Genomic DNA, 26,151 nt, shown 5'->3' on the forward strand with positions numbered 1-26,151 from the left:
ATCCGGCGAGAAACCCTTCACGATTGGTGCCCCGCTCCGTGCATTCCGCCGCTCCCTCGTACGCCCCGGCCTGGCTCGCGGTGCCCGACGACGCGAACGACCTGGTCGCGTCAGTGTGGCCGGCGTCGGCCCACCGCGACGAGGAGGGGCAGATCGTCATCGGCGGCGTCGCCCTCGGCGAGCTGGCGCGCATCCACGGCACGCCCCTCCTCGTGATCGACGAGGCGGAGGTGTGCACCCGCGCCGCCCGCCTGCGCGACGCGTTCCGTGTCGCGGCGCACGCCCACGGCACCACCGCCCGGATCTACTACGCGGGCAAGGCGCTGCTGAACACGGCGATCGTGCGTTGGGTGCTCGACGAGGGCCTCAACATCGACGTCTGCACCGGCGGCGAGCTGGAGGTGGCGCTGGCCGGCGGGGCGGATGCCGGCAGCATCGGCTTCCACGGCAACAACAAGTCCGCGGCGGAGCTGGAGCGCGCCGTCGACGCCGGTGTCGGCACGATCATCGTCGACAGCGAGATCGAGATCGAGCGGCTCGCGGCGATCACCGCGCGCGTCGGCCGCACGCAGCGGGTGCTGCTGCGGGTCAACAGCGGCGTGCACGCTGAGACGCACGACTTCCTCGCCACCGCCCACGAGGACCAGAAGTTCGGCTTCCCGCTCGTCGATGCGGCCGCCGCGGTCGCCCGCATCCGCGCCGTGCCGGGTCTGGAGTTCGCGGGGCTGCACTGCCACATCGGATCCCAGATCTTCGGCGTCGCCGGGTTCCGGGAATCCGCGGCGCGTGTGCTCGACCTGCACGAGCAGCTGCTCGAGGGCGGTGACGTCCCGCAGCTGAACCTGGGCGGCGGCTTCGGCATCGCCTACACCCGGGTCGACGACCCCACCCCGATCGAGGAGCTCGCGGAGGGCATCATCGCCGCCGTCGCGGAGGGGTGCGCCGCTCGCGGCATCCCCGTGCCGGCGCTGTCGTTCGAACCCGGTCGTGCCATCGTCGGCAACGCAGGTGTGACCGTGTACGAGGTCGGGACGATCAAAGACGTCGCGCTCGAGGCCGGCATCCGCCGCTACGTGAGCGTGGACGGCGGGATGAGCGACAACGCTCGCACCGCCCTGTACGGCGCGGCGTACTCCGCCCGGCTGGCGTCGCGCACCGGCGCCGACGAGCCGGTGCTGGCGCGCGTGGTCGGCAAGCACTGCGAATCGGGCGACATCGTCGTCGACCATGAGTACCTCCCGGGCGACGTGACGCCCGGCGACCTGCTGGCCGTCCCTGCGACCGGCGCGTACTGCGCGCCGCTGTCCAGCAACTACAACCACGTCCCGCGTCCGCCGCTGGTGGCCGTCGCCGACGGCGCCGCCCGCGTCATCGTGCGGGGCGAGACGATCGCCGATCTGCTGGCGCGCGACGCCGGGTTCGAGCGGTGACGCGGGGCCGGCAGGCGGGAGGCGCGAGCGCGCCCTCCCGGCCCCACGACACGACCGACATGCTGAGGAGTGCAGATGACTGACTACCGACGACTTCGCGTGGCGCTGCTGGGGGCGGGGGCGGTGGGATCGCAGGTGGCATCCCTGCTGCTGCGCCACGGCGACGAGCTCGCGGACCGGGCCGGCGCCCGCCTGGAGCTCGCCGGCATCGCGGTGCGCGACGTCGACGCCCCGCGTGATGTCGAGCTGCCCCGCGAGCTCTTCACCACCGACGCGGAGACCCTGATCACCGGCGCCGACATCGTGATCGAGCTGATGGGCGGCATCGAGCCGGCGCGCTCGCACATCCTGCTGGGGCTGGGCTCCGGCGCCGACGTGGTCACCGCGAACAAGGCGCTGCTGGCGACGCACGGCCCCGAGGTGTTCGAGGCCGCCGACCGGGTGGGCGCGTCGGTGTACTACGAGGCGGCCGCCGCCGGTGCGATCCCGATCATCCGTCCGCTGCGCGACTCGCTCGCCGGCGACCGCGTGGTGCGCATCATGGGCATCGTCAACGGCACCACGAACTACATCCTGGACCGGATGGACAGCGAGGGCGCCGACTTCGCCGACGTCCTCGCCGACGCGCAGCGACTCGGCTACGCCGAAGCCGACCCGACCGCCGACGTGGAGGGCTACGACGCCGCGCAGAAGGCCGCGATCCTCGCCAGCCTCGCGTTCCACACCGCGGTCCCGCTGGACGCCGTCCACCGCGAGGGGATCACCTCCATCACCGCCGACATGATCGAGGAGGCCCGCGAGGCCGGCTTCGTCATCAAGCTGCTGGCCGTGTGCGAGCGCATCGGCGTCGACGGCGGCGAGTCCATCTCGGTGCGCGTGTACCCCGCGCTGATCCCGCGCACGCACCCGCTGGCGTCGGTGCACGGTGCGAACAACGCCGTGTTCGTCGAGGCCGAGGCCGCCGGGTCGCTGATGTTCTACGGCGCGGGCGCGGGCGGCGTGCAGACCGCGTCCGCGGTGCTCGGCGACGTCGTCTCCGCCGCCCGCCGCCACATCGCCGGCGGGGTCGGCGTCGGCGAGTCCACCCGCGCCAACCTCCCGGTGGTGTCCATCGGACACGTCACCACCCGGTACCAGATCACGCTCGAGGTCGACGACGAGCCGGGAGTGCTCGCCACCATCGCCGGCATCCTGAGCGAAGGAGGCGTGTCGGTCGCGACCCTGGTGCAGACCGTGGAGGGCGAGGACGGCGACACCGCACGCCTCATCGTGGGCACGCACCGCGCCGCGGACAGCGCGCTGAGCGCCACCGTCGAGCGGCTCGCCGAGAGCGACGTCGTCGAGCGGGTCCTGTCGGTGCTGCGCGTCGAGGGGGAATGAGAGTGGGAGTCACCGTCGTCCCCGCCGAGATGGCGCCGGCGTCCGTCGAGGCGCGCACCGTCGAGGACGCGCTGCGCACCGTGACCGTCACCGTTCCGGCCACCAGCGCCAACCTCGGCCCCGGGTTCGACACCCTCGGGCTGGCGCTGAGCATCTACGACTCGCTGACCGTGTCCTCCTTCGACGACGACCGCCTCGAGATCGAGGTCACCGGCTCCGGGGCGGAGGAGATCCCGCGCGACGCCGGCAACCTGGTCGTCCGCTCCATCGCGCACGTGTACGCCGACGCCGGGCGGCGGATGCCGGGCCTGCGCATCCACGCCGAGAACGGCGTCCCGCACGGCCGCGGGCTCGGCTCGTCGGGCGCCGCGGTGACCGCCGGGGTCCTGATTGCGAAGGGTCTGCTCGCCGGCGACGTGGACCTCGACGACGACGCGCTGCTGCGCCTGGCCACGGAGCTGGAGGGGCACCCCGACAACGTCGCACCCGCACTGTTCGGCGGGCTCACCATCGCCTGGACGGGGGAGCGCGGCCCGCAGCACAAGAAGCTGCTGGTGCACCGCGGTGTCGCGCCGCTGGTGTTCGTCCCCGGCTTCACGATGTCGACGTCCCTGGCGCGCTCGCTGCAGCCCCATCAGGTGCCGCGTGAGGACGCCGTGTTCAACGTGTCGCGCTCCGCGCTGCTCGTCGCTGCGCTCACCCAGAGCCCGGAGCTGCTGCTGGACGCCACCGACGACCGTCTGCACCAGGACTACCGAGGCGCGGCCATGCCGGAGACGCTGCGGCTGGTGCAGGAGCTGCGCGCCGCCGGGTTCGCCGCTGTCGTCTCCGGCGCCGGGCCAAGCGTGCTGGTCCTGGCGGACGGTCCCGCCGCACGACAGGCGGCGGTGGAGGTGGCGGACGCCGTCACGGACACACCGTGGGAGGCGCACATGCTCGCCGTCGACGTGTTGGGTGGTACAGTAAGGGATCGAGCGGAGGGCTCCACGTAACTTCGTGAATCTCGCCCCGTCGCACTTCTGCGAAATCCGCACGCGATCCCCAGAACTTCCGTGGTGCTGGCCGTCAGGCGCTCGGCGCCCGCGCGTGTGATGCGCGCAGCATCTGCTGCACGTTTCCGGATTGCTCGTTCCCACGACATATGAGGGAGTACTCGTGGAGAATTTCTCCGAGACCCAGAACGACACCCCTGCCGCCGCTGAGGCCGCAGCCCCCGAGGCCGTCGCCGTCGCGCCGGCCCGCAAGCGCGCCCCGCGCCGTGCGACGTCGGCGTCCACCGCTGCCGCGACCGAGAGCGCTGCCGCGCCCGTGAACGACGCTCCTGCCGCGGCAGGCGACGCACCCGCGGCCGAGTCCGCGAGCGGCGCCGAGGACGCGCCGAAGGCGAAGACGCCGCGCCGCACGCGCGCCAAGAAGGCGGAAGCCGAGGGCGCCGAGTCCGCGCCCGCCGCCGGCGACACCGCCGGCGCCGACGCCGCCACCGGGGCGGAGCCGGCCAAGAAGCCCGCCCGCAAGCGCGCCTCCCGCGCCGCGGCATCCGACACCGAGCCGGCATCGGCGCCCGCCGACGCCGGTGCCGAGTCCGGCGCCGACGACACCGCCGCGGAGCCGGCCAAGCGCCCCGCGCGCGGCCGCCGCGCCAAGTCGGGCGACGCCGCGCCCGAGGCGGACAACGCCGGCGACGCCCAGAGCGCCCCCGCGCCCCAGGAGCAGCAGGCTCCGGCATCCGAGCGCTCCGATGCCGGCCAGGACGGCGAGTCCGGCGAGGGCGAGGGCACCGGCCGGGGACGAGGCCGCAACCGCAGCCGCAGCCGCGGCCGCGGCAAGGACGGCAACGGTCAGAGCGGCGGCAACGGCGCAGGCCAGGACACCGCACCGGTCGAAGAGGAGCAGAGCTCGGGCCGCACCCGCCAGCGCAACAAGCGCCGCGGTGGAGGCAACCTCACCGCCGACGAATTCGAGACCGAGATCGGCGAGGACGACGTCCTCATCCCGATCGCCGGCATCCTCGACGTGCTCGACAACTACGCGTTCGTGCGCACCACCGGCTACCTCGCCAGTGCAAGCGACGTGTACGTGTCGCTCGGGCAGGTGAAAAAGTACAACCTGCGCAAGGGCGACGCCATCGTCGGCGCCATCAAGCAGCCCCGCGAGGGCGAGCAGCAGGGCCGGCAGAAGTACAACGCGCTGGTCAAGGTCGACTCGATCAACGGCCTGTCGCCGGAGGACGCGGGCACCCGCGTCGAGTTCGGCAAGCTGACCCCGCTGTACCCGCAGGAGCGCCTGCGCCTGGAGACCGCGCCGGAGAAGCTCACGCAGCGCATCATCGACCTGGTCGCCCCGATCGGGAAGGGCCAGCGCGGCCTGATCGTCGCGCCGCCGAAGGCGGGCAAGACGATCGTGCTGCAGCAGATCGCGAACGCGATCGCGCAGAACAACCCCGAGGTGCACCTCATGGTCGTGCTCGTCGACGAGCGCCCCGAAGAGGTCACCGACATGCAGCGCTCGGTGAAGGGCGAGGTCATCGCCTCCACCTTCGACCGTCCTGCCGAGGACCACACCACGGTCGCCGAGCTCGCCATCGAGCGCGCCAAGCGACTGGTCGAGCTGGGCCGCGACGTGGTCGTGCTGCTCGACTCGATCACGCGCCTCGGCCGTGCGTACAACATCTCGGCCCCGGCATCCGGCCGCGTGCTCACCGGCGGCGTCGACGCGTCGGCGCTGTACCCGCCGAAGCGCTTCTTCGGCGCGGCGCGCAACATCGAGAACGGCGGGTCGCTGACCATCCTCGCCACCGCGCTCGTCGAGACCGGCTCCAAGATGGACGAGGTCATCTTCGAGGAGTTCAAGGGCACCGGCAACAGCGAGCTTCGGCTGTCGCGCCAGCTGGCCGACAAGCGGATCTTCCCTGCGGTCGACGTGAACGCGTCGAGCACCCGCCGCGAGGAGATGCTGCTGTCGCCGGACGAGGTCAAGATCACCTGGAAGCTGCGTCGTGCGCTCGCGGGACTCGATCCGCAGCAGGCGCTGGAGGTCGTGCTCGGCAAGCTGAAGGAGACCGGCTCTAACGTCGAGTTCCTGTTCCAGATGCAGAAGTCGATCCCGGCGCCGCCGACGGCAGGCGCCGGCCACGGTCACGAGAACAACATCCGCTGACCTTCCGTGTTCGAATCGGTCCGTCCGCTGCTCGACGAGCATCGCCGGGTTCAGGAGGAGCTCTCCGACCCGGCGGTGCACGCCGACGCGGCCAGGGCGAAGCGGGTGAACCGCCGCTACGCGGAACTCAGCCGCATCGTCGCCGCGTACGAGGCGTGGGTGGCGGCCACCGACGACCTGGAGGCCGCTCGCGAGCTGGCCCGTGAGGACGAGGCGTTCGCCGCCGAGATCCCGGCGCTGGAGGAGAGCGTGCAGTCCGCTCAGGAGCGACTGCGCCGGCTGCTCATCCCGCGCGACCCCGACGACGCCCGCGACGTGATCATGGAGATCAAGGCGGGAGAGGGCGGCGCCGAGAGCGCGCTGTTCGCCGCCGATCTGCTGCGGATGTACACGCAGTACGCCGCGTCGCAGGGGTGGAAGACCGAGCTGCTGGAGCGCAACGAGTCCGACCTGGGCGGCTACAAGGATGTCCAGATCGCCATCAAGGGCTCCTCCACAGACCCGGCGCAGGGCGTGTGGGCGCACCTGAAGTACGAGGGCGGGGTGCACCGCGTGCAGCGGGTGCCGGCCACCGAGTCGCAGGGCCGCATCCACACCTCGACCACCGGCGTGCTGGTGTTCCCCGAGGTGGACGAGCCGGACGAGATCGAGATCAACCCGAACGACCTCAAGATCGACGTGTTCCGCTCCTCGGGTCCCGGCGGGCAGTCCGTGAACACGACGGATTCCGCCGTGCGCATCACCCACCTGCCCACCGGCATCGTGGTGTCCATGCAGAACGAGAAATCCCAGCTGCAGAACCGCGAGGCGGGCATGCGCGTGCTGCGCGCCCGGCTGCTCGCCCGGCAGCAGGAGGAGCTGGCCGCCGCGGCTTCCGACGCACGCAAGTCGCAGATCCGCGGCATGGACCGCTCCGAGCGCATCCGCACCTACAACTTTCCGGAGAACCGGATCGCCGACCACCGCACCGGCTACAAGGCGTACAACCTGGACCAGGTCATGGACGGAGCCCTCGGCCCGGTGATCGAGTCGTGCATCGAAGCGGACGAGGCCGAGCGGCTGGCATCCCTCGGCTCCTGACCGATCAGGGCTCGGCGCGTCAACGTCAGATCACGTACTCCACGGCGGTGAGCATCGCGCGCGAGTCGTCCGCCGCCGTGCGCGGCCGCGGCTTCGCAGGGATGCCGACCAGGATGCTGTCCGCCGGAGCGTCCTTCGTGACGACCGCGTTCGCACCCACCACCGATCGGGCCCCGATCCGCACCGGGCCGAGGATCTTCGCCCCCGACCCCACCACGACGCCGTCCTCGAGGGTGGGGTGCCGCTTGCCGTGATCGCGCGTACGGCCGCCCAGCGTGACGGAGTGGTAGAGCATGACGTCGTCGCCGAGCTCGGCGGTCTCGCCGATGACCACGCCCATCCCGTGATCGATGAAGAACCGGCGCCCGATCCGCGCGCCCGGATGGATCTCGATGCCGGTCAGCCAGCGGGTCAGCTGCGACCCCGCACGCGCCACGAGCCGCAGACCCCGCCGCCACAGCGCGTGCCAGACGCGATGCGCCCAGATGGCGTGCAGACCGGGGTACAGCAGCGCCACTTCGACGCGCGAGCGGGCGGCCGGGTCGCGGCGACGGGCCGCGTCGACGTCCTCGCGGAGCCGGACGAGCAGGGCGGACGGGCTGAGCAAGCGGATCAGTCCTCGCGCAGGTCCTCGAACAGCGCCGTGGAGATGTAGCGCTCACCGGTGTCCGGCACGACCACGACGATCGTCTTGCCGGCGTTCTCGGGTCGCGCGGCGACCTGCAGCGCCGCCCACACGGCCGCGCCGGAGGACATGCCGACCAGCAGGCCCTCGCCGGCGGCCAGGTCACGAGCCACGCGGATCGCGTCGTCGAACTCGACCGGGATCACCTCGTCGAGCACGTCGCGGTCGAGCACCTCCGGCACGAAGTTCGGGCCGATGCCCTGGATCTTGTGGGGACCCGGCCGCCCCTCGGTCAGCACTGGGGAGTCCTTCGGCTCCACCGCGATCACCTGCACGCCGGGCTTGGCCTCCTTCAGCGCCTGCCCCGTGCCGGTGACGGTGCCGCCTGTGCCGACGCCGGCGACCAGGATGTCGACGTTCCCGTCGGTGTCTCGGAGGATCTCCTGCGCCGTGGTCTCGCGGTGGATACGCGGGTTCGCCTCGTTCTCGAACTGGCGCACCCATACCGCGCCCGGGGTCTCGTCGATCACCCGCTGCAGCTCCTCGATCGCGCCGCTCATGCCCTTGGTGGGGTCGGTGAGCACGATCTCCGCGCCGAACGCCTTCAGCAGCACGCGGCGCTCCTTCGACATCGACGCCGGCATCGTCAGGATGACGCGGTAGCCGCGCGCGGCGCCGACCATCGCGAGCGCGATGCCGGTGTTGCCGCTGGTGGACTCCACGATCGTCCCGCCCGGCTTCAGGGCGCCCGCCGCCTCCGCGGCATCCACCATCGCGATACCGATGCGGTCCTTGACGCTGGAGGCGGGGTTGTAGAACTCGAGCTTGGCGAGCACGGTCGCACCGAGACCCTCGGTGACGCGGTTCAGACGGACCAGGGGGGTGTTCCCGAACGCGCGGGTGATGTCGGAGTGGACGGCGGCCATTGACGGACCTTTCCTCGGCGGACGATGCGCGCCCAGCCTACTTCGCAGCGCATCGCGCGCCGCCATTGTGTCGTCATGAGGCGACACCCGTCGCTGCGCCTACGCTGAGAGGATGCCAGACACGATCCGCGCCCAGTTGGGCGCCGCCGCACAGCGCCTGGCCGATGCCGGTGTCCCCGATCCCGTGGTCGACGCGGAGCTGCTGCTGGGTCATGTGCTCGGCCGCAGCCGGGGCGAGGTGCAGGCGGCTGTGGTGCGCGGTGACGCCCTCAGCGCCGAGGAGCGGAGCGCGTTCGATGCGCTGGTGCGCCGCAGGGCTGAGCGCGTGCCACTGCAGCACCTCACCGGCTCCGCGGCGTTCCGGCACGTGCAGCTGCAGGTCGGCCCAGGGGTGTTCGTCCCTCGCCCGGAGACCGAGATCGTGGTGCAGTTCGCCATCGACGCCCTGCTGGGCAGCGCCGAGCCGGCGCCGATCGGGATCGACCTCGGCACCGGCAGCGGCGCCATCGCCCTCGCCATGGCCACCGAGGTGCCACACGCCCGGGTGTTCGCCGTGGAGCTGTCGCCGGACGCACACGCCTGGGCGGCGCGGAACACGGCGGGCGTGGAGAACCTCACACTCGTCCTCGGGGATCTCGCCACGGCGTTCGACGACCTGGCCGGCACCGCGGCCGTGGTGATCTCCAACCCGCCGTACGTCCCGGACGAGGCCGTGCCGCGTGACCCGGAGGTGCGGCTGTTCGACCCCGCCCAGGCGCTGTACGGCGGGCCGGACGGCCTGGACGTGGTGCGTGTGATCAGTCGCAGGGCGCAGCGACTGCTGCATCCCGGTGGGCTCCTCGTGCTCGAGCACGGCGAGTTGCAGGGCGACGCCATCCGCGCCGTCCTTGCCGCCGACGGCTGGCGGGCGCCCGCCACGCACCAGGACCTGACGCGCCGCGACCGCGCGACCACGGCACTGCGCCCCTGACCACCTGTCGTCTCGGCCCGCCCCCGGGGCGCGCCGAGACGACCCCCGTAGAATGGGACCGCCATGTCTTCCGTCTTCGATTGCCGCGACGAGGCCCAGCTCCTCGCCGGCATGCGCCACGCCCGCCAGGCCATCGCCAGGGGTGAACTCGTCGTGCTGCCCACCGACACCGTGTACGGCGTCGCGGCCGACGCGTTCTCGCCCGCCGCCGTGCAGCGGCTGCTCGACGCCAAGGGTCGCGGCCGCGACATGCCGCCACCCGTGCTGGTGGCAGGGCAGGACACGCTGGCCGCCCTCGTCGAGGAGATCCCGGAGCCGGTCCAGCGGCTCGTCGACCGCTTCTGGCCCGGTGGACTCACCATCGTGCTCCCCGCCCAGCCGTCGCTGTCGTGGGACCTGGGCGAGACCCAGGGCACCGTGGCGGTGCGGATGCCGGATCGCCGGATCGCCCTGGAGCTGTTGGCCGAGACCGGGCCGCTGGCGGTGTCCAGCGCCAACCTCACCGGCCGCGACGCTGCGATCATCGCCGCCGACGCGGAGGCGATGCTGGGCGACAGCGTGGCCGTCTATCTCGAGGAGGGCTACAGCGAGACCGGCATCCCGTCGACGATCGTCGACGCGACGTCCCTCGTCGGCTCGGCGGCCGACGAGAAGCCGGTGGTGCGCATCCTCCGTGAGGGGGCGGTGACCAGGGAGCAGCTGGAGGAGGTCCTCGGCGACCTGCTCGAACCGGCGGAGCAGCCCGGTGACGTCGCCCCCGACGAGGGCGCGGACGGCGCGGAGTGAAGCAGTACCTGTTCACGATCATCCTGACGGCGGCGATCACGTTCGCGCTGTCGTGGGCGGTGTGGCGCCTGAGCCTGCGGTTCAAGCTCTACCCCGGCATCCGTGAACGGGACGTGCACAAGACCCCCACCCCGCGGCTCGGCGGTGTGGCGATGTTCCTCGGCATCTCCGCGGCAATCGGGATGTCCGCTGCGAACCCGTTCTTCGACCGGATGTGGGCGCCGCCGCAGACGCTGTGGTCGATCCTCGCCGCAGCCCTGCTGATCGCGGTGGTCGGCGTGGTCGACGACCTGTGGGACCTGGACTGGATGATCAAGCTCGCCGCGCAGTTCCTGGCGGCGGGCATCATCACCGTCGGAGGGGGCCTGCAGATCCTGTCGCTGCCGGTCGGCGACATGATCCTGGTGTCCAGCTGGGTCAGCATCTCGGTGACCATGTTCGCCATCGTCGTGGTGATGAACGCGGTGAACTTCATCGACGGTCTGGACGGGCTGGTCGCCGGCGTCTGCCTGATCGCGAACGGCGTCTTCTTCGTCTACGCGTACATCCTCACGCGCGACTCCGGCGCGACCAGCTACTTCAACCTGGCCACCTTCCTGGCGGCGGTGCTGATCGGCGCGTGCGTGGGCTTCCTGCCGCTGAACTGGAGCCCAGCGAAGCTGTTCATGGGGGACTCCGGCGCGCTCGTGCTCGGTCTGCTGATGGCGACCTCCGCCATCGCGCTCACCGGACAGGGCGACGTCAACGCGTTCGACCCGGAGCGCTTCGGCCGCTCGCAGCTGCTCGGTGCGTTCATCCCGATCGTGCTGCCGCTGGTGATCGTGATGCTGCCGCTGCTGGACTTCGGCCTCGCGGTGTTCCGCCGCATGCGCGCCGGCAAGTCGCCCTTTGCCCCCGATCGCAAGCACTTGCACCACAGGATGCTGGACCTGGGGCACCGCGACCGCGACGCGGTGCTGATCTTCTATTCGTGGACGGCGATCATCTCGCTCACCGTGCTGCTGATGTACATCGCCAGCCGTGAGGACTGGCCCGGCGGCTACCTCGTCGGGGTCGCCTTCGGCGTGGTCGGCGTCATCGCGTGCGTGATCGTCACACTCAGCCCCACCCGCCACCTCCGCCGTCGCCGTACGGACGAGGCGGCACCGAAACCCCCGATGGAGCACCGATGACCCCCAGCCCCGTGTCCAGCACCCCGATCCTGCGGCGCACCCTGGTGTGGTCGGGCGTGAGCGCCCTGGTGCTCGCCGTCATCGCCGGAGGCGTCGGCTTCGCGGTCGCCGGCGGCGACGGCCTGCTCAGCGGCCTGCTCGGCGTGCTGCTGTCGGTGGTGTTCCTGGGGATCACCGGCGGCAGCATCCTGTTCGCGAACCGGTGGTTCGGCGACCCCATCTACGTGCAGCTGTTCTTCGCGATCGTGCTCGGCGGCTGGCTGCTCAAGCTCGGCATCTTCGTCGTCGTGATGATCGTGCTCAGCGGCCAGCCCTGGATCGTGCCGATGGTGTTCTTCCTGTCCATCGTCGCGGGCATCGCGATGTCGCTCGTGGTCGACGTGATCGTGCTGACCCGCATGCGTCTGCCCAGCGTCAGCGACATCTCCCTGCCCACCGAGGCGCCCGAGGACAGGGCCCCCGGGACCGGCCCGGGGGACCCCCGCGGCTGACTCGGCGCGCCGCCGATTCTGATAGGGTGGAGACCGTGCCCGCCGCTCGCCCTCGCGAGCGCTTGCGCTGTGAAGCACACGTCCGTCGTCGCCCCGGCTTCCGCCGGTGGCCCCGAAGCTGGAGCCCGCGCTGTCTAATCTCGCTGCGACCCTGATCCCTCGAACGGCCGCCGACAACGGCGGGTTCCACGGCCCGTCGATCGACGAGTTCTTCCCCGACGCGATCTTCACCATCGCCGGCATGGAGTTCAACCGAATCCACCTGGCGCAGCTGATCTCGACCATCGCCGTCGTGCTCATCCTGTGGCTCGGCACGCGCCGCATGACCGTGGTGCCCGGCCGGTTCCAGAGCCTCGTGGAGATGGGACTCGGATTCGTCCGCACGGGCATCGGCCACGACCTGCTCGGCCGCAAGGACGGCGAGCGGTTCGCACCGATCCTCGTGACGATGTTCTTCATGGTGCTGTTCATGAACATCACCGGCATCATCCCGTTCATCAACATCGCCGGCACCAGCATCATCGCCGTCCCGCTGCTGCTCGCCGTGATCAGCTACGTCACGTTCATCTACGCCGGCATGAAGAAGAACCCGCTCGGGTTCTGGAAGAACTCGCTGTTCCCGGCCGGTGTGCCGTGGCCGGTGTACATCATCGTCACCCCGCTCGAGTTCATCTCGACGTTCATCATCCGCCCGGTGACGCTCACCCTGCGACTGCTGATGAACATGGTCGTCGGGCACATGCTGCTGGTCCTCTGCTTCGCGGCCACGCACTTCTTCTTCTTCACCGCAGGCGGCGGGTGGGCGGCGCTCGGCGCTGGAACCCTCGTCTTCGGCGGCGCCTTCACGGTCTTCGAGATCCTCGTCGCCGTGCTGCAGGCCTACGTCTTCACCGTCCTGACCGCGATCTACATCCAGCTCGCGGTCGCCGAAGAGCACTGAGCGGGTCGGCCCCGGCCACCCACCCAACGAAAGGAAAAACCCGTGGACGCTACTACGGTTCTCGCTGACATCAACGGTCACCTCGCAGCGGTCGGCTACGGCCTCGCAGCCATCGGCCCGGCCATCGGTGTGGGCATCGTCGTCGGCAAGACCATCGAGGGTGTCGCTCGTCAGCCCGAGCTGGCCGGTCGCCTTCAGGTCCTGATGTGGATCGGTATCGCCTTCACCGAGGCGCTTGCGTTCGTCGGCATCGCCGTCGGATTCATCCCCTTCCCGTAATCCGCACCGACTTCTGAAGGAGACAGGATGCTGAACGCTCTTGTCACGAACCTCGCGGCGGAGGGGGAGCAGACCAACAACCCGCTCATCCCCGCCTGGTACGACATCATCTGGTCGGCGCTGTGGTTCGTCGTCATCCTCTTCGTGGTGTGGAAGGTCGCGCTGCCGCGTCTGACCGCCATGCTCGACGAGCGCTCGGCCGCCATCGAGGGCAACATCGCCAAGGCGGATGAGGCGCAGAAGCAGGCCGAGGCCGCGCTGGAGGAGTACACCCGCCAGCTCGCCGAGGCTCGCGCCGAGGCCGGTGAGATCCGCGAGGCCGCCCGCGAGGACGGCAAGAAGATCGTCGCCGAGGCGAAGGATGCCGCAGTGGCCGAAGCCGCTCGCATCACCGCGGCCGCTCACGCGCAGATCGAGGCGGAGCGTCAGGCGGCGTTCGTGTCCCTCCGCAGCGAGGTCGGCACGCTCGCGATCGACCTCGCCGGTGGCGTGGTCGGCGAGACCCTCTCCGACGACGCACGCGCCACGGCCGTCGTGGACCGCTTCCTGGCGGACCTCGAGGCCTCCTCGAAGGCGGCGCAGTAATGGGCAGCGCGACCACTCAGGCCCGGGCGGCATCCGTGAACGCTCTCGGCGCGACCTCGGGGATCACCCTCGACGGCGCGGCGGAGCTGTTCGCGGCCGCCCGCGCTCTCGGGGAGTCGTCCCAGCTGAGCGGCGCGCTGGCCGACCCCACGGCACCGCCTGCGGCCCGCACCGCGCTGATCGACAGCGTGTTCGCCGGCGCTTCAGCGCCGGTGCGCGCGGTGCTGACCGCCGTGGTCGCCGAGCGCTGGTCGTCCGCGTCCGACCTCATCGACGGCGTCGAGGAGCTCGCCATCCGGGCAGCCGCCATCGCATCGCCGGGTGAGGACGTCGCCGGGGAGCTGTTCGGCTTCTCTCGTACTGTCGCGGCGAATCCGGAGCTCGAACTCGCCCTGGGCAGTCTGGTCGGCGGAGCGGACGCCAAGCGCGCGCTCGTCGAGCGTGTCCTGGGCGGCGCGGCCGGACCGGCCGCCGTGCTCATCGTCACCTCTCTGGTCCGCCAGCCACGCGACCGCCGCGTCCGCCGCCTGCTGCGTCGTGCGATCGACATCGTCTCCGCTCAGGCGGGACGCACCGTCGCCACCGTGCACACGGCGACCGCGCTCACCGACGCTCAGCAGGCCCGCCTGCGCGACGCGCTCTCCCGCCGCTACGGGGGCGAGATCTCCCTCAACGTGGTGACCGACCCGAGCGTCGTCGGAGGCCTGCGCGTGCAGATCGCCGACGACGTCATCGACGGCAGCATCTCCGCCCGCCTCGCCGACCTTCGCCAGAAGCTCGCGAGCTGACAATGACTTGGCGCGGGGAACCGCGCGGACTCTCTCACATACAAAGGGAAGACAATGGCAGAACTATCGATCAGCCCCGACGTCATCCGTGACGCGCTGAAGGACTTCGCCGCCGCCTACGAGCCCACCGGGGCCGCGGCGACCGAGGTCGGCACCGTCATCGACGCCGCCGACGGCATCGCGCACGTCGAGGGCCTGCCCGGCGTCATGGCGAACGAGCTCGTCACCTTCGCCGACGGCACCAAGGGCCTCGCGCTGAACCTGGACGAGCACGAGATCGGTGTGGTCGTCCTGGGCGACTTCACCGGCATCGAGGCCGGCATGGAGGTCACCCGCACCGGTGAGGTGCTCTCGGTCCCGGTCGGTGACGGCTACCTCGGTCGTGTCGTCGACCCGCTCGGCAACCCGATCGACGGCCTCGGCACGATCGCCACCGAGGGTTCGCGTGAGCTCGAGCTGCAGGCACCGGGCGTCATGCAGCGCAAGTCCGTGCACGAGCCGCTGCAGACCGGCATCAAGGCCATCGACGCGATGATCCCGGTCGGCCGCGGTCAGCGTCAGCTGATCATCGGCGACCGCCAGACCGGCAAGACCGCGCTCGCGATCGACACGATCATCAACCAGAAGGCCAACTGGGAGTCGGGCGACGTCAACAAGCAGGTCCGCTGCATCTACGTCGCGATCGGCCAGAAGGGCTCGACCATCGCCGGTGTGAAGGGCGCGCTGGAAGAGGCCGGCGCCATGGAGTACACCACCATCGTGGCAGCTCCCGCCTCCGACCCCGCCGGCTTCAAGTACCTCGCGCCGTACACCGGCTCGGCCATCGGCCAGCACTGGATGTACGGCGGCAAGCACGTCCTGATCATCTTCGACGACCTGTCCAAGCAGGCCGAGGCCTACCGTGCCGTGTCGCTGCTGCTGCGCCGCCCGCCGGGGCGTGAGGCCTACCCGGGTGACGTCTTCTATCTGCACTCGCGTCTTCTCGAGCGCTGCGCGAAGCTGTCCGACGAGCTGGGTGCGGGTTCGATGACCGGTCTGCCGATCATCGAGACCAAGGCGAACGACGTTTCGGCGTACATCCCGACCAACGTGATCTCGATCACCGACGGCCAGATCTTCCTGCAGTCCGACCTGTTCAACGCCAACCAGCGCCCCGCGGTCGACGTCGGAATCTCGGTGTCCCGAGTCGGCGGTGACGCTCAGGTGAAGTCGATCAAGAAGGTCTCCGGAACGCTGAAGCTGGAGCTCGCGCAGTACCGCTCGCTCGAGGCGTTCGCGATGTTCGCGTCCGACCTCGACGCGGCATCGCGTCGTCAGCTGGCGCGTGGCGCCCGTCTGACCGAGTTGCTCAAGCAGCCGCAGTACTCGCCGTATCCGGTGGAGGAGCAGGTCGTGTCGATCTGGGCCGGCACCAACGGCAAGCTCGACACCATCGAGGTCGAGGACGTGCTGCGCTTCGAGCGCGAGCTGCTCGACTACCTGCGTCGCAACACCAAGGTGCTCGACACCCTGCGTGAGACGAACGTCCTCGACGACGACACCGTCGCGGAGCTGGAGAAGCACACCGACGCCTTCATCCTGGAGTTCCAGGGCGGCAAGGGGCACGCCATCGGCGCCCCGGGTCACGAGGAGCACGGTGCCGCCGACGCGGAGGATGTCAACCAGGAGAAGATCGTCAAGGGCCGCCGCGGCTGAGCGCCCTGAGGAACTGATATGGGCGCTCAACTCAGGGTCTACAAGCAGAAGATCAGCTCTGCTCAGACGACCAAGAAGATCACGAAGGCGATGGAGCTCATCGCGGCTTCGCGCATCCAGAAGGCGATGGCACGCGTCAAGGCGGCCACCCCCTTTGCGCGAGCCGTGACGAGGGCCGTCTCCGCCGTGGCCACGCACTCCAACGTCGACCACCCGCTGACCCGCGAGCCCGAGACGATCCGCCGTTCCGCGGTCGTGATCTTCTCGTCCGATCGGGGTCTCGCCGGAGCCTTCAACTCGCAGATCCTCCGTGAGGGTCTCGAGCTGGCCGAGCTCCTGCGCGAGCAGGGCAAGGAGCCGGTGTTCTACCTGATCGGCCGCAAGGCCGTCGGCTACTTCCAGTTCCGCGGCATCGCGTCCGCGGGGGAGTGGACGGGTGACACTGACACCCCGTCGTTCCACACGGCCGAGGAGATCTCGCAGTCGCTGCTCGACGCGTTCTCGCGCGGTGGCGAGGCCGGCGGCGTGGACGAGATCCACCTCGTCTACAACCGGTTCGTGAGCATGATGACGCAGACTCCGGAGAGCCTGCGCCTGCTGCCGCTGGAGATCGCCGAGTCCGACGAGTCGGAGGCGGGCAGCCAGATCTACCCGCTGTACGAGTTCGAGCCGGACGCCGAGACGGTGCTGGATGCCATCCTGCCGGTGTACATCCAGAGCCGCGTCTTCAACGCGCTGCTGCAGTCGTCGGCCGCAAAGCAGGCCGCGACGCAGAAGGCGATGAAGTCGGCCAGCGATAACGCGGACAAGCTCATCACCGACTACACCCGCCTGCGCAACAACGCGCGTCAGGCCGAGATCACGCAGCAGATCGCCGAGATCGTCGGCGGCGCCGACGCCCTGGCGTCGAGCAAGTAAGCCTCAAGAGAGAGACGAAGAAATGACCCCCACCGCTACGGCTGAGCAGCCCGCGACCGCGGTCGTCGGGCGCGTCGCACGCGTCAACGGTCCGGTTGTGGACATCGAGTTCCCGCACGACTCGATCCCCGACATCTACAACGCGCTCAAGACCACCATCACGATCGGCGACCAGTCGACCGAGATCACCCTCGAGGTCGCACAGCACCTCGGCGACGACCTGGTCCGCGCCATCGCCCTGAAGCCGACCGACGGCATCGTCCGCGGCCAGGAGGTGCGCGACACCGGCGAGGCGATCTCCGTCCCCGTCGGCGACGTGACCAAGGGCCGCGTCTTCAACGTCATCGGCGAGGTGCTGAACGCCGAGCCCGGCGAGCAGATCGAGGTGACCGAGCGCTGGCCGATCCACCGCAAGGCGCCGAACTTCGACCAGCTCGAGTCCAAGACCCAGCTGTTCGAGACCGGCATCAAGTCGATCGACCTCCTCACCCCGTACGTGCAGGGTGGAAAGATCGGCCTGTTCGGCGGCGCGGGCGTCGGCAAGACCGTCCTCATCCAGGAGATGATCCAGCGCGTCGCGCAGGACCACGGTGGTGTGTCGGTGTTCGCCGGTGTCGGCGAGCGCACCCGTGAGGGCAACGACCTCATCCACGAGATGGAGGAGGCGGGCGTCTTCGACAAGACCGCCCTCGTCTTCGGTCAGATGGACGAGCCGCCGGGGACGCGTCTGCGCGTCGCCCTGTCCGCGCTGACGATGGCGGAGTACTTCCGTGACGTGCAGAAGCAGGACGTGCTGCTGTTCATCGACAACATCTTCCGCTTCACGCAGGCCGGTTCCGAGGTCTCCACGCTGCTGGGTCGCATGCCCTCCGCGGTCGGTTACCAGCCGAACCTGGCCGACGAGATGGGACTGCTCCAGGAGCGCATCACGTCGACGCGCGGTCACTCGATCACCTCGCTGCAGGCGATCTACGTCCCCGCGGACGACTACACCGACCCGGCTCCGGCGACCACCTTCGCGCACCTCGACGCGACGACCGAGCTCTCGCGTGAGATCGCCTCGAAGGGTCTGTACCCGGCGATCGACCCGCTGACCTCGACCTCGCGCATCATGGACCCCCGTTACCTGGGCGAGGACCACTACCGCGTCGCGACCACGGTCAAGCAGATCCTCCAGAAGAACAAGGAGCTGCAGGAGATCATCGCGATCCTCGGTGTCGACGAGCTCTCGGAAGAGGACAAGATCATCGTCGCCCGTGCGCGCCGGATCCAGCAGTTCCTCTCGCAGAACACCTACATGGCGAAGAAGTTCACCGGCGTGGAGGGCTCCACCGTCCCGCTGAAGGACACCATCGAGTCGTTCGACGCGATCGCCCGTGGTGACTTCGACCACGTCGCCGAGCAGGCCTTCTTCAACGTCGGCCCGATCTCGGACGTCGAGGAGCGCTGGGCGCAGATCCAGAAGGAGAACGCCTGATCATGGCGCTCAACGTCCATCTCGTCTCCGCGGACGCGGAGGTCTGGTCCGGGCAGGCGAGCCTCGTCGTCGCGCGGACCGTCGAGGGCGAGATCGGCATCATGTCGGGCCACGAGCCGGTGCTCGCGATCCTCGCCCAGGGCGAGGTCCGCATCACCGAGCTCGACGGCTCGAAGGTGCTGGCCAACGCCCAGGACGGCTTCCTGTCGATGGAGGGCGATGAGCTCACCATCGTCGCCGGGAACGCGGCCCTGATCGCCTGATCCGCCAGATACGCAGTCGAAACGCAAGGCCCCCGAGCCGGCCCGCAGCAGCGGGTGACGCTCGAGGGCCTTGCGTTTCGTACGTCGCAGGAGAACGAATGAAGATCCTCCTCCCGCCGTCCGAGTCGAAGCGCCCCGGCGGCGACGACGCCGCGCTCGATCTCGGTGCACTCGCCCTGCCCCGGCTGCGCCCGCAGCGTGAGGCCGTGGTCGACGCGCTCGTGGCCCTGTCGGCCGACCGTGACGCCGCCCGGCGCGTGCTGAAGCTCAGCGCGCGCCAGCTCGGCGACATCGACGCCAACCGGATGCTGCGCACGGCGCCCACCATGCCCGCCGTGGACCGGTACACCGGCGTGCTGTACGACGCGCTCGGTGCAGACGCTCTCGGCGAGGCGGCCCGCCGCTGGCTGGGCGCGCACGTTCTCATCCATTCGGCGCCCCTCGGTCCGATCGGCGCCCTGGATCCGATCCCGGCGTACCGGCTCGCCGCGGGGACGTCGCTGCCCGGCATCCCGCCGCTGCGCCGGTTCTGGGCGGATGCCGTGACGGCATCCCTCGCCGAGGCGGCGTTCGTGCTCGACCTGCGCAGCGAGGCGTACGTCGCGCTCGGTCCCGTCCCGGCATCGGTGCCGTCGGCGTACGTGCGAGTGGTGACCGCGTCGGGGCGCGCCCTCAACCACTTCAACAAGCGCAGCAAGGGTGAACTGGTCCGCTCCCTCGCGGGTGACCCTCCCCCCGCCGGCTCGGGGCTCGACGAGCTGATCGCGTGGGGCGCCGCGCACGGTTGGACGCTGCGCCCCGAGCCCGGATCGGGTGGAGTGGTGGATCTCGTCATCCCCGGCTGAGTTGCTGGTGAGCGGACACGCCGTGTGGGAGAGTAGGGGTGCTCCGGCGCAGCCCGGTGCTTCACGAGGAAGGACCTTCCATGTCGAACGACGCAACCGGCCCCGCAGATCCGCGCCACGGTGATCCGTCCGGCGCGGCTCCTGGAATGCCGCCCGCACCCCCCACGAACTCCCAGCCGTCCGGGTCTCCTGTCCCGCCGCCCGCGCCGCCCGCGTACGGACAGTCCGCTCCCGGACAGCCCGCTCCCGGACAGCCCGGCTACGGCCAGCCGGCGTACGGGGTACCCGGCCAGCCCGGCTACGCCGGCCAGGTCCAGAGCAACATCACCATCAACCTCTGGCTGTCGGTGTTCTTCAGCTGGGTTCCCGCCCTGATCTTCTACCTGGTGGAGAAGGACAAGGTCCCGGCGAACTACCACCGCGCGAACGCTGCGAACCTGAACTACCAGATCGTGATCGTGATCGCGTATGCCGCGGTCGGCATCATCACGCTCCTCACGTTCGGGATCGGCGCGATCCTGTACCTGCTGCTGCCGATCGCGCAGCTGATCATCGGCATCCTGCACGCGATCAACGTGCCGGGTCAGCTCGCTGCCGGCCAGGAGGGCAAGTTCTACCTGGCTCCGAACTGGGTGAAGTGACACCGGCCGCCGCGGCGGCCTCCCCGAAGGACCCCCGGCTCCGGCCGGGGGTCCTTCCGCATTCCGACGGTGCGGGATTCGATAACGTGGTTGTCATGCTCACATCGCACCGCCGCGTCGGCGCCTCGGGTCTTGTCGTCTCCGCAGCGGGACTGGGCTGCAACAACTTCGGCAGATCAGGCACCGCCACCCAGACGCTGGATGGCACGCGCGAGGTGATCGACGCCGCGCTGGACAGTGGCGTCGTGTTCTTCGACACGGCCGACATGTACGGCGCCGAACCGGGCCTCAGCGAGACCCTGATGGGCGAGGTGCTGGTGGGACGCCGCGACCGGATCGTCCTGGCGACCAAGTTCGGTCACGACCGCGACATGGGCTACGACTTCCCCGGGGGCCGCGGCTCCCGCCGCTACGTGCGCCGTGCGGTGGAGGAGTCGTTGCGCCGGCTGCGCACCGACTGGATCGACCTGTACCAGCTGCATCTTCCCGACCCGCAGACACCGATCGCGGAGACCATCGACGCGCTGGACGAGCTCGTCGCGGAGGGCAAGATCCGGTACTACGGACACTCGAACTTCGCCGGCTGGCAGATCGCCGAGGCGGAGTTCACCGCCCGCGCGCGCTCCACCGGCCGGTTCATCTCGGCGCAGAACCACTACTCGCTGCTGGCCCGAGCCTCCGAGCGGGAGGTGCTACCGGCCGTCGTGCGCTACGACCTGGGGTTCTTTCCGTACTTCCCGTTGAAGAACGGTCTGCTCACCGGCAAGTTCACCCGCGAGGGGGGACCGGAGTCCAGTCGGATCATGGCCACGCGGAAGCACATCTGGGCTGACGCGCCGTGGGACGCTCTCGACGCCTACGCGGGCTTCTGCCGTGAGCGCGGCATCACGATGCTGGAGGCCACCTTCGGGTGGCTGCTCGCGCAGCCTGGCGTGTCCAGTGTCATCGCCGGGGCCACCTCCGCCGCGCAGGTGCAGGCGAACGCGAAGGCCGCCGACGCATGGAAGCCCACGCCCGAGGATCTGGCGGAGATCGACCGCCTCTTCCCGCTGCCCGAGGACCCGGCGGACCGGATGTGAGACCGCTGTCCACTACGATGACTTGGTACCTCGCCGTCGAATCGACGGCCGCCAGCGCGACGGAGACCGCCCTTGTCTGAAACGACCACGCAGACGCAGAGCGTCGGCGACGAGCTGCAGGTGACCTGGGCGGGCACCACCGACCGGGGGCGTCGCCGCGACAACAACCAGGACGCGTTCCTCGCCAAGTACCCGCTGTTCGTCGTCGCCGACGGCATGGGCGGGCATGCCGGCGGCGAGATCGCCAGCCAGAGCACGATCGCGCGCCTGGAGGCGATGGTGGATGCCGGTCAGGTGTCGCCCGGTGCGATCGAGGGCGCCCTGCAGCTGGCCGTGGACGACATCCACAGTCACCCGGAGACCACAGACGAGGGAACGGGCACGACGCTGACCGGCGTGTTCCTCGACCGCACCGAGGAGGGGGAGTGGCGCTGGATCACCCTCAACATCGGCGACTCCCGGGTGTATCTCAAGCGCGACGACCGGCTGCTGCAGGTCACCACCGACCACTCCGTGGTGCAGGAGCTCATCGCCTCGGGCAAGATCAGCCCCGAGGAGGCGGACGGGCACCCGTACAGCAACGTCATCACACGGGCGGTGGGCGCCAGCGAGCTCGTCCCGCCGGACTACGTCGCCGTGGACCTGCGCGCCGGCGACCACCTCGTGGTGTGCTCGGACGGGCTCACCAAGGAGCTCACCGACTACGGCATCCTGCACTTCCTGCGCGAGAACCCCGACCCCGCCGCCGCCGTCGACGCCATGATGGACGCGGCGCTGGAGAACGGCGGTCGCGACAACGTCACGCTGATCGTGATCCGTGTGGACGCGGCCGATTCGTCCTCCACAACGGAGCAGAACGACTGAATCCGGGTCGGGCCTGTGGACAGGCCCCGCCGCGCCGCCGGCGTGCGCTGCAATGGTGCGATGGACGCCACCACGATCGTGCTTCCGGCCGCGCCTGCCGAACCGCCTCGGCCTGGACTCCCGCTGCTCGCCGCAACCGTGCCGGTCATCGCAGGCGTCGTGCTGTGGCTGATCACGGGATCGCTGTACGCGCTCGGCTTCGCGGCGCTCGGGCCGCTCATGCTGATCGCGTCCTTCCTCGACGGCGTCCGCGGCCGGCGGCGGGAGCGCCGCCGCGCGGCGGCCGCTGCCGACGAGGCGTGGCAGCGCGCTGAGGCCGAGCTGCGGCGGCTGCATGCCGAGGAGCATGCGGCGCGCTGGCGTCGGGAACCGGATGCCGCCGGCTGCGTCATCGAACCGCCGCTGCGCGGCCACGAGGAACCGGGCAGGGACACCACCCTGGTGATCGGCCGCGGCACGCGGCGCAGCAGCGTGCGCGCCACGGGCGGAGACGACGATCGGTCGCGGGCATTCCTGGCGCGTGCCGAGGAACTCGACGACGCGCCCATCTCCGTCCCGCTCGGCGGCGGAGTGTTCATCCGCGCCGCGGAGCCGGTCGGCGCAGCGGTGGCCAGGGCGCTCGTCACGCAGCTCTGCCTGCGCTTCGGCGCCGGTCAGCTGGCGCTCGGCGGTGACGGGGCGGAGCGCTGGGGGTTGGCGGCGTTCCCGCACGCGCGGCGGCGTCGAGCTGCATTCGTGCTGCGCCTCGGCGACGGGGGAGCACCCGGCGACGCCGCCGTGCACGTCCGTCCTCCCGGTGAGGAGCCGCCGGACGGGGTGACCACCGTGCTCGACTGCGAGGACCCCTTGCACAGCCGCGTGCGCACGCCGGACGGAACGCGGGAGGTGTCGGTCGAGGCGCTATCCGTGCAGCAGGTCGCCGCGATCGCCGCGGAGTGCGCGGCGCGGACCGCGGAGGAGTCCGTGGTGCCCGACCGCATCGCGCTGTCCGACCTGACACCGGCGCGCCCCGGCGGACTCGCGGCGACAGTCGGGCGCGGTGAGCGCGGCGACCTCGTGCTCGACCTGGTCGAGGACGGCCCGCACGCGCTGGTGACCGGGATCACCGGCACGGGCAAGAGCGAGCTGCTGACGACCTGGATCACCGCGATGGCGGCCGGCCGGCCCCCGAGCGAGGTCTCGTTCGTGCTGGTGGACTTCAAGGGGGGTACCGCCTTCGAGCCGCTGCGCGCCCTGCCGCACGTGCTCGCGGTCGTCACCGACCTGGACGCCGCCGGTGCCCGCCGAGGGGTGGGCGGTCTGACCGCGGAACTGCGGCGCCGCGAGGCGGCCCTCGCCGCCGCAGGATCGCGGGATGTCGCGGAGTGCCCGGGGCTGGGGCGGCTGGTGATCGTGGTCGACGAGTTCGCGGCGCTGCTGCAGGAGCATCCCGACCTGGGGGCGGTGTTCACGGACATCGCCGCTCGGGGCAGGGCGCTGGGCATGCACCTGGTGCTCGGCACCCAGCGCGCCGGCGGGGTGATCAGGGACGCACTCGCCGCGAACTGTCCGCTGCGGCTCAGTCTTCGCCTCGCGGATCCCGCCGACAGCCGGTCGGTGATCGGATCGGACGCCGCAGCCCAGCTGCCGGGGGATGCGCTCTCGCGCGGGCTGGCGCTGGTCCGTCGCCCCGCGGACGCGGAGGCTCACGCCGTACGGATGGCTCTCGCATCCGAGGGGGACGTCCGCGCCGCGGCGTCCAGCTGGCGTGAGCACCCCGTGCCGGAGAGCCCGTGGCTGCCGCCGCTGCCCACCCGACTGCCGCTCGCCGCCGCGCGGACCGAACTCCGCGCGGGGACCGGTGCCGTGCTGGGCAGGGTCGACGAGCCCGAACGGCAGCGGCAGCCGTGGGTGCGGCTTGCCGCCGGCGACGGTCTCGCCGTCATCGGCGGTCCCGGTTCGGGCAAGAGCACAGCCGTGCGGATGCTGGCCGCCCAGCTGGCCGATGCGGTCGTCGTCCCCGCAGACCCGGAGGAGGCGTGGGATGCGGTCGCCGAGCTCGCGTCCGGTCGCCACGGCCCCGTGCTGTGCGACGACCTGGATGTGCTGCTGTCCACGTACCCGGCCGATCACTCGCAACTGTTCCTGGCCCGGTGGGAGACGATCGTGCGGGCGCCTGCCGGCGCGGTCATCACGCTGTCACGTGCCAGCGGTCCGCTCGGTCGACTCGTGGACGCCCTGCCACGGCGGGCGCTGCTCCGCCTGGCCAGCCGCGTGGAGCACATCGCCGCAGGCGGCGAGGCCGCCTCGTTCGACCGGGAACGCCCGCCCGGGCGCGCCGTGCTGGACGGCCGGGAGAGTCAACTGTGCTGGCAGCAGGAGCACGACGAGGCACTGCGCGCGGCTCCGGCGGTCACGGCAGCCTGGTCACCCCGCCGGGAGGTCACGGGCGTGGTGACCCCCGCCGTGCGCGACACCGTCGCGCTGCTCGCCGCCGCCCATCCCGGAAGCCGGGTGTGCCCGCTCGCCGACGACCCGGACGGCGGCGGCATCCTGGTCGCCGACGCGGAGGAGTGGCGGGCGCGGTGGGCGCAGCTGCAGCGCGTGCGCAGCACGGGGGAACTCGTGGTGGTCGCCGAGTGCGCTCCGGAGCTGCGTCAGCTCGCCGGAGTGCGGGATCTGCCCCCGTACGCACGGACGCACGCCGGGCGGGCGTGGGCGGTCGAACCGGGGCGGCAGCCCCGGCGGGTGCTGCTGGCGTGATGCGCGGTCAGAGACGCGGGCTGACCCGGATCCGGCCGACCGGCTCGCCGCCGCCGAGGATGTCGAGCCGCAGGTTCGCCTCCAGCTCGGCCACCTGGGTGTCCCCGAGGGCGCCGGCACGGGCCAGCAGCGTCGCCGCGACCACGGTGACCGCACGTCCGGAGCCGTCCAACATCTTGAGGGCGACTGTCGTGCCATTGGGGGCGACCATCACCATCACACCCTCCGCGCCATGCTTGGCGAACACGCCCAGCGACTCGATGGCGACGGTGTCCGGCGCCCCGGGCCCGGCGATGGTCCACGGGTGCTCCCGCACCGCGCGGACCAGTGTCCCAGCCACCCGGTGCAGGGCGAACGGTGACCGTTCGGAGGCGGAGCCGATGCGGTGGACGCCCCGGGCGAGGCCGGTGAGGCTCATGGCGTGCACGGGTGCGCCGCAGCCGTCGATGGCGGTGTGCGCGATCTTCTCACCGGTCAGCCGCTCCACCACCTCGCGGATGTGCACCTGCAACGGGTGCGCCGGGTCCAGGTATCCCTCGGTCGCCCAGCCGGTGGCGACGCACGCGCGCAGCATGAGGGCGTGCTTTCCGGAGCAGTTCATCCGCAGGCGGGACTTGTCGGCGTGGTCGCGGACCAGCTCGCGCCGGGTCGCCGAGTCGGACGGCCAGGCGGGCGGGCACCCGAGGTCGTCCTCGGTGAGTCCACCAGCGGCGAGGATCTCGCGCACCACCTCCACATGGCGATCCGTGCCGGTGTGGCTGGCGGTGCCGAGGGCGAGCTGCTCGCCCTCCAGAGCTGCGCCCGCGGTGACGGCGGCTACGGCCTGCAGCGGCTTCAGACTCGACCGGGGCAGCACCAGCGCCTCGGCGTTGCCGTGTCGGGCGACGACGTCGCCGTCTGGCGACAGCACGACCGCGGCCCCGGCGTGGCGGGATTCCACGAAGCCGCTGCGCTCCACGACGGCGAGTTCGACGGCATCCGCAACAGTCAGGGTCTCCAGCACCCCTCCAGCCTATCGC

General features: G+C 70.9%; 25 protein-coding genes. 22 read left to right on the plus strand and 3 right to left on the minus strand.

Features of this window, described 5'->3' with window-relative positions:
• Positions 1-26 precede the first annotated feature (26 nt).
• The 5 genes from lysA to prfA all read left to right on the plus strand — a co-directional run bounded on the left by lysA (position 27) and on the right by prfA (position 7,046).
• Positions 27-1,430, plus strand: coding sequence for a diaminopimelate decarboxylase (lysA, locus tag RIF65_RS08890; RefSeq protein WP_375142142.1), 1,404 nt, complete (start codon positions 27-29; stop codon positions 1,428-1,430).
• A gap of 75 nt (positions 1,431-1,505) precedes the next feature.
• Complete coding sequence (locus RIF65_RS08895) at positions 1,506-2,810, plus strand: homoserine dehydrogenase (protein ID WP_309065169.1); 1,305 nt, start codon at positions 1,506-1,508, stop codon at positions 2,808-2,810.
• Positions 2,811-2,839: 29 nt separating this feature from the next.
• Positions 2,840-3,802: a homoserine kinase gene (gene thrB / locus RIF65_RS08900; protein WP_309065296.1), complete on the plus strand. Its 963-nt coding sequence runs from the start codon at positions 2,840-2,842 to the stop codon at positions 3,800-3,802.
• A 163-nt stretch (positions 3,803-3,965) separates the two neighbouring features.
• The gene (gene rho / locus RIF65_RS08905) at positions 3,966-5,966 is read left to right on the plus strand and encodes a transcription termination factor Rho (RefSeq protein ID WP_309065170.1); all 2,001 of its coding nucleotides are present in this window, start codon (positions 3,966-3,968) and stop codon (positions 5,964-5,966) included.
• 6 nt (positions 5,967-5,972) lie between these two features.
• Positions 5,973-7,046: a peptide chain release factor 1 gene (gene prfA / locus RIF65_RS08910; RefSeq protein WP_309065171.1), complete on the plus strand. Its 1,074-nt coding sequence runs from the start codon at positions 5,973-5,975 to the stop codon at positions 7,044-7,046.
• A gap of 25 nt (positions 7,047-7,071) precedes the next feature.
• Here prfA and epsC read toward each other — a convergent pair whose 3' ends face one another.
• Positions 7,072-7,653: a serine O-acetyltransferase EpsC gene (epsC, locus tag RIF65_RS08915; RefSeq protein WP_309065172.1), complete on the minus strand. Its 582-nt coding sequence runs from the start codon at positions 7,651-7,653 to the stop codon at positions 7,072-7,074.
• 5 nt (positions 7,654-7,658) lie between these two features.
• Complete coding sequence (gene cysK / locus RIF65_RS08920; protein WP_309065173.1) at positions 7,659-8,597, minus strand: cysteine synthase A; 939 nt, start codon at positions 8,595-8,597, stop codon at positions 7,659-7,661.
• A 112-nt stretch (positions 8,598-8,709) separates the two neighbouring features.
• Here cysK and prmC point away from each other — a divergent pair, with 112 nt between their 5' ends.
• The 17 genes from prmC to RIF65_RS09005 all read left to right on the plus strand — a co-directional run bounded on the left by prmC (position 8,710) and on the right by RIF65_RS09005 (position 25,132).
• Positions 8,710-9,567: a peptide chain release factor N(5)-glutamine methyltransferase gene (gene prmC / locus RIF65_RS08925; RefSeq protein WP_309065174.1), complete on the plus strand. Its 858-nt coding sequence runs from the start codon at positions 8,710-8,712 to the stop codon at positions 9,565-9,567.
• A 63-nt stretch (positions 9,568-9,630) separates the two neighbouring features.
• Positions 9,631-10,353, plus strand: a complete 723-nt coding sequence (locus tag RIF65_RS08930) for an L-threonylcarbamoyladenylate synthase (RefSeq protein WP_309065175.1) — start codon at positions 9,631-9,633, stop codon at positions 10,351-10,353.
• Positions 10,350-11,525: an MraY family glycosyltransferase gene (locus RIF65_RS08935; protein ID WP_309065176.1), complete on the plus strand. Its 1,176-nt coding sequence runs from the start codon at positions 10,350-10,352 to the stop codon at positions 11,523-11,525. The genes RIF65_RS08930 and RIF65_RS08935 overlap by 4 nt, the downstream gene beginning before the upstream one ends.
• Positions 11,522-12,016 (plus strand): hypothetical protein, encoded by a 495-nt coding sequence (locus RIF65_RS08940; RefSeq protein WP_309065177.1) that lies wholly within the window; start codon positions 11,522-11,524, stop codon positions 12,014-12,016. The genes RIF65_RS08935 and RIF65_RS08940 overlap by 4 nt, the downstream gene beginning before the upstream one ends.
• 106 nt (positions 12,017-12,122) lie before the next feature.
• Positions 12,123-12,956, plus strand: a complete 834-nt coding sequence (gene atpB / locus RIF65_RS08945) for a F0F1 ATP synthase subunit A (protein ID WP_309065178.1) — start codon at positions 12,123-12,125, stop codon at positions 12,954-12,956.
• Between the two features lie 42 nt (positions 12,957-12,998).
• Positions 12,999-13,235 (plus strand): ATP synthase F0 subunit C, encoded by a 237-nt coding sequence (gene atpE, locus RIF65_RS08950; RefSeq protein ID WP_067198640.1) that lies wholly within the window; start codon positions 12,999-13,001, stop codon positions 13,233-13,235.
• 27 nt (positions 13,236-13,262) lie between these two features.
• Positions 13,263-13,820, plus strand: coding sequence for a F0F1 ATP synthase subunit B (locus tag RIF65_RS08955; RefSeq protein WP_309065179.1), 558 nt, complete (start codon positions 13,263-13,265; stop codon positions 13,818-13,820).
• On the plus strand, positions 13,820-14,608 hold the full coding sequence (locus RIF65_RS08960) for a F0F1 ATP synthase subunit delta (RefSeq protein ID WP_309065180.1): 789 nt from the start codon (positions 13,820-13,822) through the stop codon (positions 14,606-14,608). Before RIF65_RS08955 ends, RIF65_RS08960 begins: the two co-directional genes overlap by 1 nt.
• Before the next feature lie 54 nt (positions 14,609-14,662).
• On the plus strand, positions 14,663-16,303 hold the full coding sequence (gene atpA / locus RIF65_RS08965) for a F0F1 ATP synthase subunit alpha (RefSeq protein ID WP_309065181.1): 1,641 nt from the start codon (positions 14,663-14,665) through the stop codon (positions 16,301-16,303).
• 18 nt (positions 16,304-16,321) lie between these two features.
• Positions 16,322-17,221 (plus strand): F0F1 ATP synthase subunit gamma, encoded by a 900-nt coding sequence (locus RIF65_RS08970; protein ID WP_309065182.1) that lies wholly within the window; start codon positions 16,322-16,324, stop codon positions 17,219-17,221.
• Positions 17,222-17,243: 22 nt separating this feature from the next.
• Positions 17,244-18,698, plus strand: coding sequence for a F0F1 ATP synthase subunit beta (gene atpD, locus RIF65_RS08975; protein ID WP_309065183.1), 1,455 nt, complete (start codon positions 17,244-17,246; stop codon positions 18,696-18,698).
• 2 nt (positions 18,699-18,700) lie between these two features.
• Positions 18,701-18,961 carry a F0F1 ATP synthase subunit epsilon gene (locus tag RIF65_RS08980; protein ID WP_309065184.1) on the plus strand — a complete coding sequence of 87 codons (261 nt, stop codon included), beginning with the start codon at positions 18,701-18,703 and terminating at the stop codon, positions 18,959-18,961.
• A 98-nt stretch (positions 18,962-19,059) separates the two neighbouring features.
• Positions 19,060-19,806, plus strand: a complete 747-nt coding sequence (locus RIF65_RS08985) for a YaaA family protein (RefSeq protein WP_309065185.1) — start codon at positions 19,060-19,062, stop codon at positions 19,804-19,806.
• Positions 19,807-19,952: 146 nt separating this feature from the next.
• Positions 19,953-20,447: a DUF4870 domain-containing protein gene (locus tag RIF65_RS08990; RefSeq protein WP_309065186.1), complete on the plus strand. Its 495-nt coding sequence runs from the start codon at positions 19,953-19,955 to the stop codon at positions 20,445-20,447.
• Positions 20,448-20,542: 95 nt separating this feature from the next.
• Complete coding sequence (locus RIF65_RS08995) at positions 20,543-21,526, plus strand: aldo/keto reductase (protein ID WP_309065187.1); 984 nt, start codon at positions 20,543-20,545, stop codon at positions 21,524-21,526.
• Between the two features lie 72 nt (positions 21,527-21,598).
• Positions 21,599-22,390, plus strand: a complete 792-nt coding sequence (locus RIF65_RS09000; RefSeq protein WP_309065188.1) for a PP2C family protein-serine/threonine phosphatase — start codon at positions 21,599-21,601, stop codon at positions 22,388-22,390.
• Between the two features lie 60 nt (positions 22,391-22,450).
• Positions 22,451-25,132: an FtsK/SpoIIIE domain-containing protein gene (locus tag RIF65_RS09005; RefSeq protein ID WP_309065189.1), complete on the plus strand. Its 2,682-nt coding sequence runs from the start codon at positions 22,451-22,453 to the stop codon at positions 25,130-25,132.
• A 7-nt stretch (positions 25,133-25,139) separates the two neighbouring features.
• On the opposite strand, the gene RIF65_RS09010 is transcribed toward RIF65_RS09005, so the two are convergent.
• The gene (locus tag RIF65_RS09010) at positions 25,140-26,135 is read right to left on the minus strand and encodes an asparaginase (RefSeq protein ID WP_309065190.1); all 996 of its coding nucleotides are present in this window, start codon (positions 26,133-26,135) and stop codon (positions 25,140-25,142) included.
• Positions 26,136-26,151 lie beyond the last annotated feature (16 nt).

Source organism: Microbacterium sp. (genome assembly GCF_031180975.1).
Lineage (GTDB): Bacteria > Actinomycetota > Actinomycetes > Actinomycetales > Microbacteriaceae > Microbacterium.

Bases quoted from the DNA above. Each gene is read 5' to 3' on its own strand.
- RIF65_RS08930 (WP_309065175.1), top strand. From the start codon at position 9,631: ATGTCTTCCGTCTTCGATTGCCGCGACGAGGCCCAGCTCCTCGCCGGC.
- prmC (WP_309065174.1), top strand. From the start codon at position 8,710: ATGCCAGACACGATCCGCGCCCAGTTGGGCGCCGCCGCACAGCGCCTG.
- RIF65_RS08895 (WP_309065169.1), top strand. From the start codon at position 1,506: ATGACTGACTACCGACGACTTCGCGTGGCGCTGCTGGGGGCGGGGGCG.
- atpD (WP_309065183.1), top strand. From the start codon at position 17,244: ATGACCCCCACCGCTACGGCTGAGCAGCCCGCGACCGCGGTCGTCGGG.
- RIF65_RS08995 (WP_309065187.1), top strand. From the start codon at position 20,543: ATGCTCACATCGCACCGCCGCGTCGGCGCCTCGGGTCTTGTCGTCTCC.
- RIF65_RS08980 (WP_309065184.1), top strand. From the start codon at position 18,701: ATGGCGCTCAACGTCCATCTCGTCTCCGCGGACGCGGAGGTCTGGTCC.
- atpA (WP_309065181.1), top strand. From the start codon at position 14,663: ATGGCAGAACTATCGATCAGCCCCGACGTCATCCGTGACGCGCTGAAG.
- RIF65_RS08955 (WP_309065179.1), top strand. From the start codon at position 13,263: ATGCTGAACGCTCTTGTCACGAACCTCGCGGCGGAGGGGGAGCAGACC.
- RIF65_RS08940 (WP_309065177.1), top strand. From the start codon at position 11,522: ATGACCCCCAGCCCCGTGTCCAGCACCCCGATCCTGCGGCGCACCCTG.
- RIF65_RS09005 (WP_309065189.1), top strand. From the start codon at position 22,451: ATGGACGCCACCACGATCGTGCTTCCGGCCGCGCCTGCCGAACCGCCT.
- RIF65_RS08985 (WP_309065185.1), top strand. From the start codon at position 19,060: ATGAAGATCCTCCTCCCGCCGTCCGAGTCGAAGCGCCCCGGCGGCGAC.
- thrB (WP_309065296.1), top strand. From the start codon at position 2,840: ATGGCGCCGGCGTCCGTCGAGGCGCGCACCGTCGAGGACGCGCTGCGC.
- RIF65_RS08970 (WP_309065182.1), top strand. From the start codon at position 16,322: ATGGGCGCTCAACTCAGGGTCTACAAGCAGAAGATCAGCTCTGCTCAG.
- cysK (WP_309065173.1), bottom strand. From the start codon at position 8,597: ATGGCCGCCGTCCACTCCGACATCACCCGCGCGTTCGGGAACACCCCC.
- RIF65_RS08960 (WP_309065180.1), top strand. From the start codon at position 13,820: ATGGGCAGCGCGACCACTCAGGCCCGGGCGGCATCCGTGAACGCTCTC.
- RIF65_RS08990 (WP_309065186.1), top strand. From the start codon at position 19,953: ATGCCGCCCGCACCCCCCACGAACTCCCAGCCGTCCGGGTCTCCTGTC.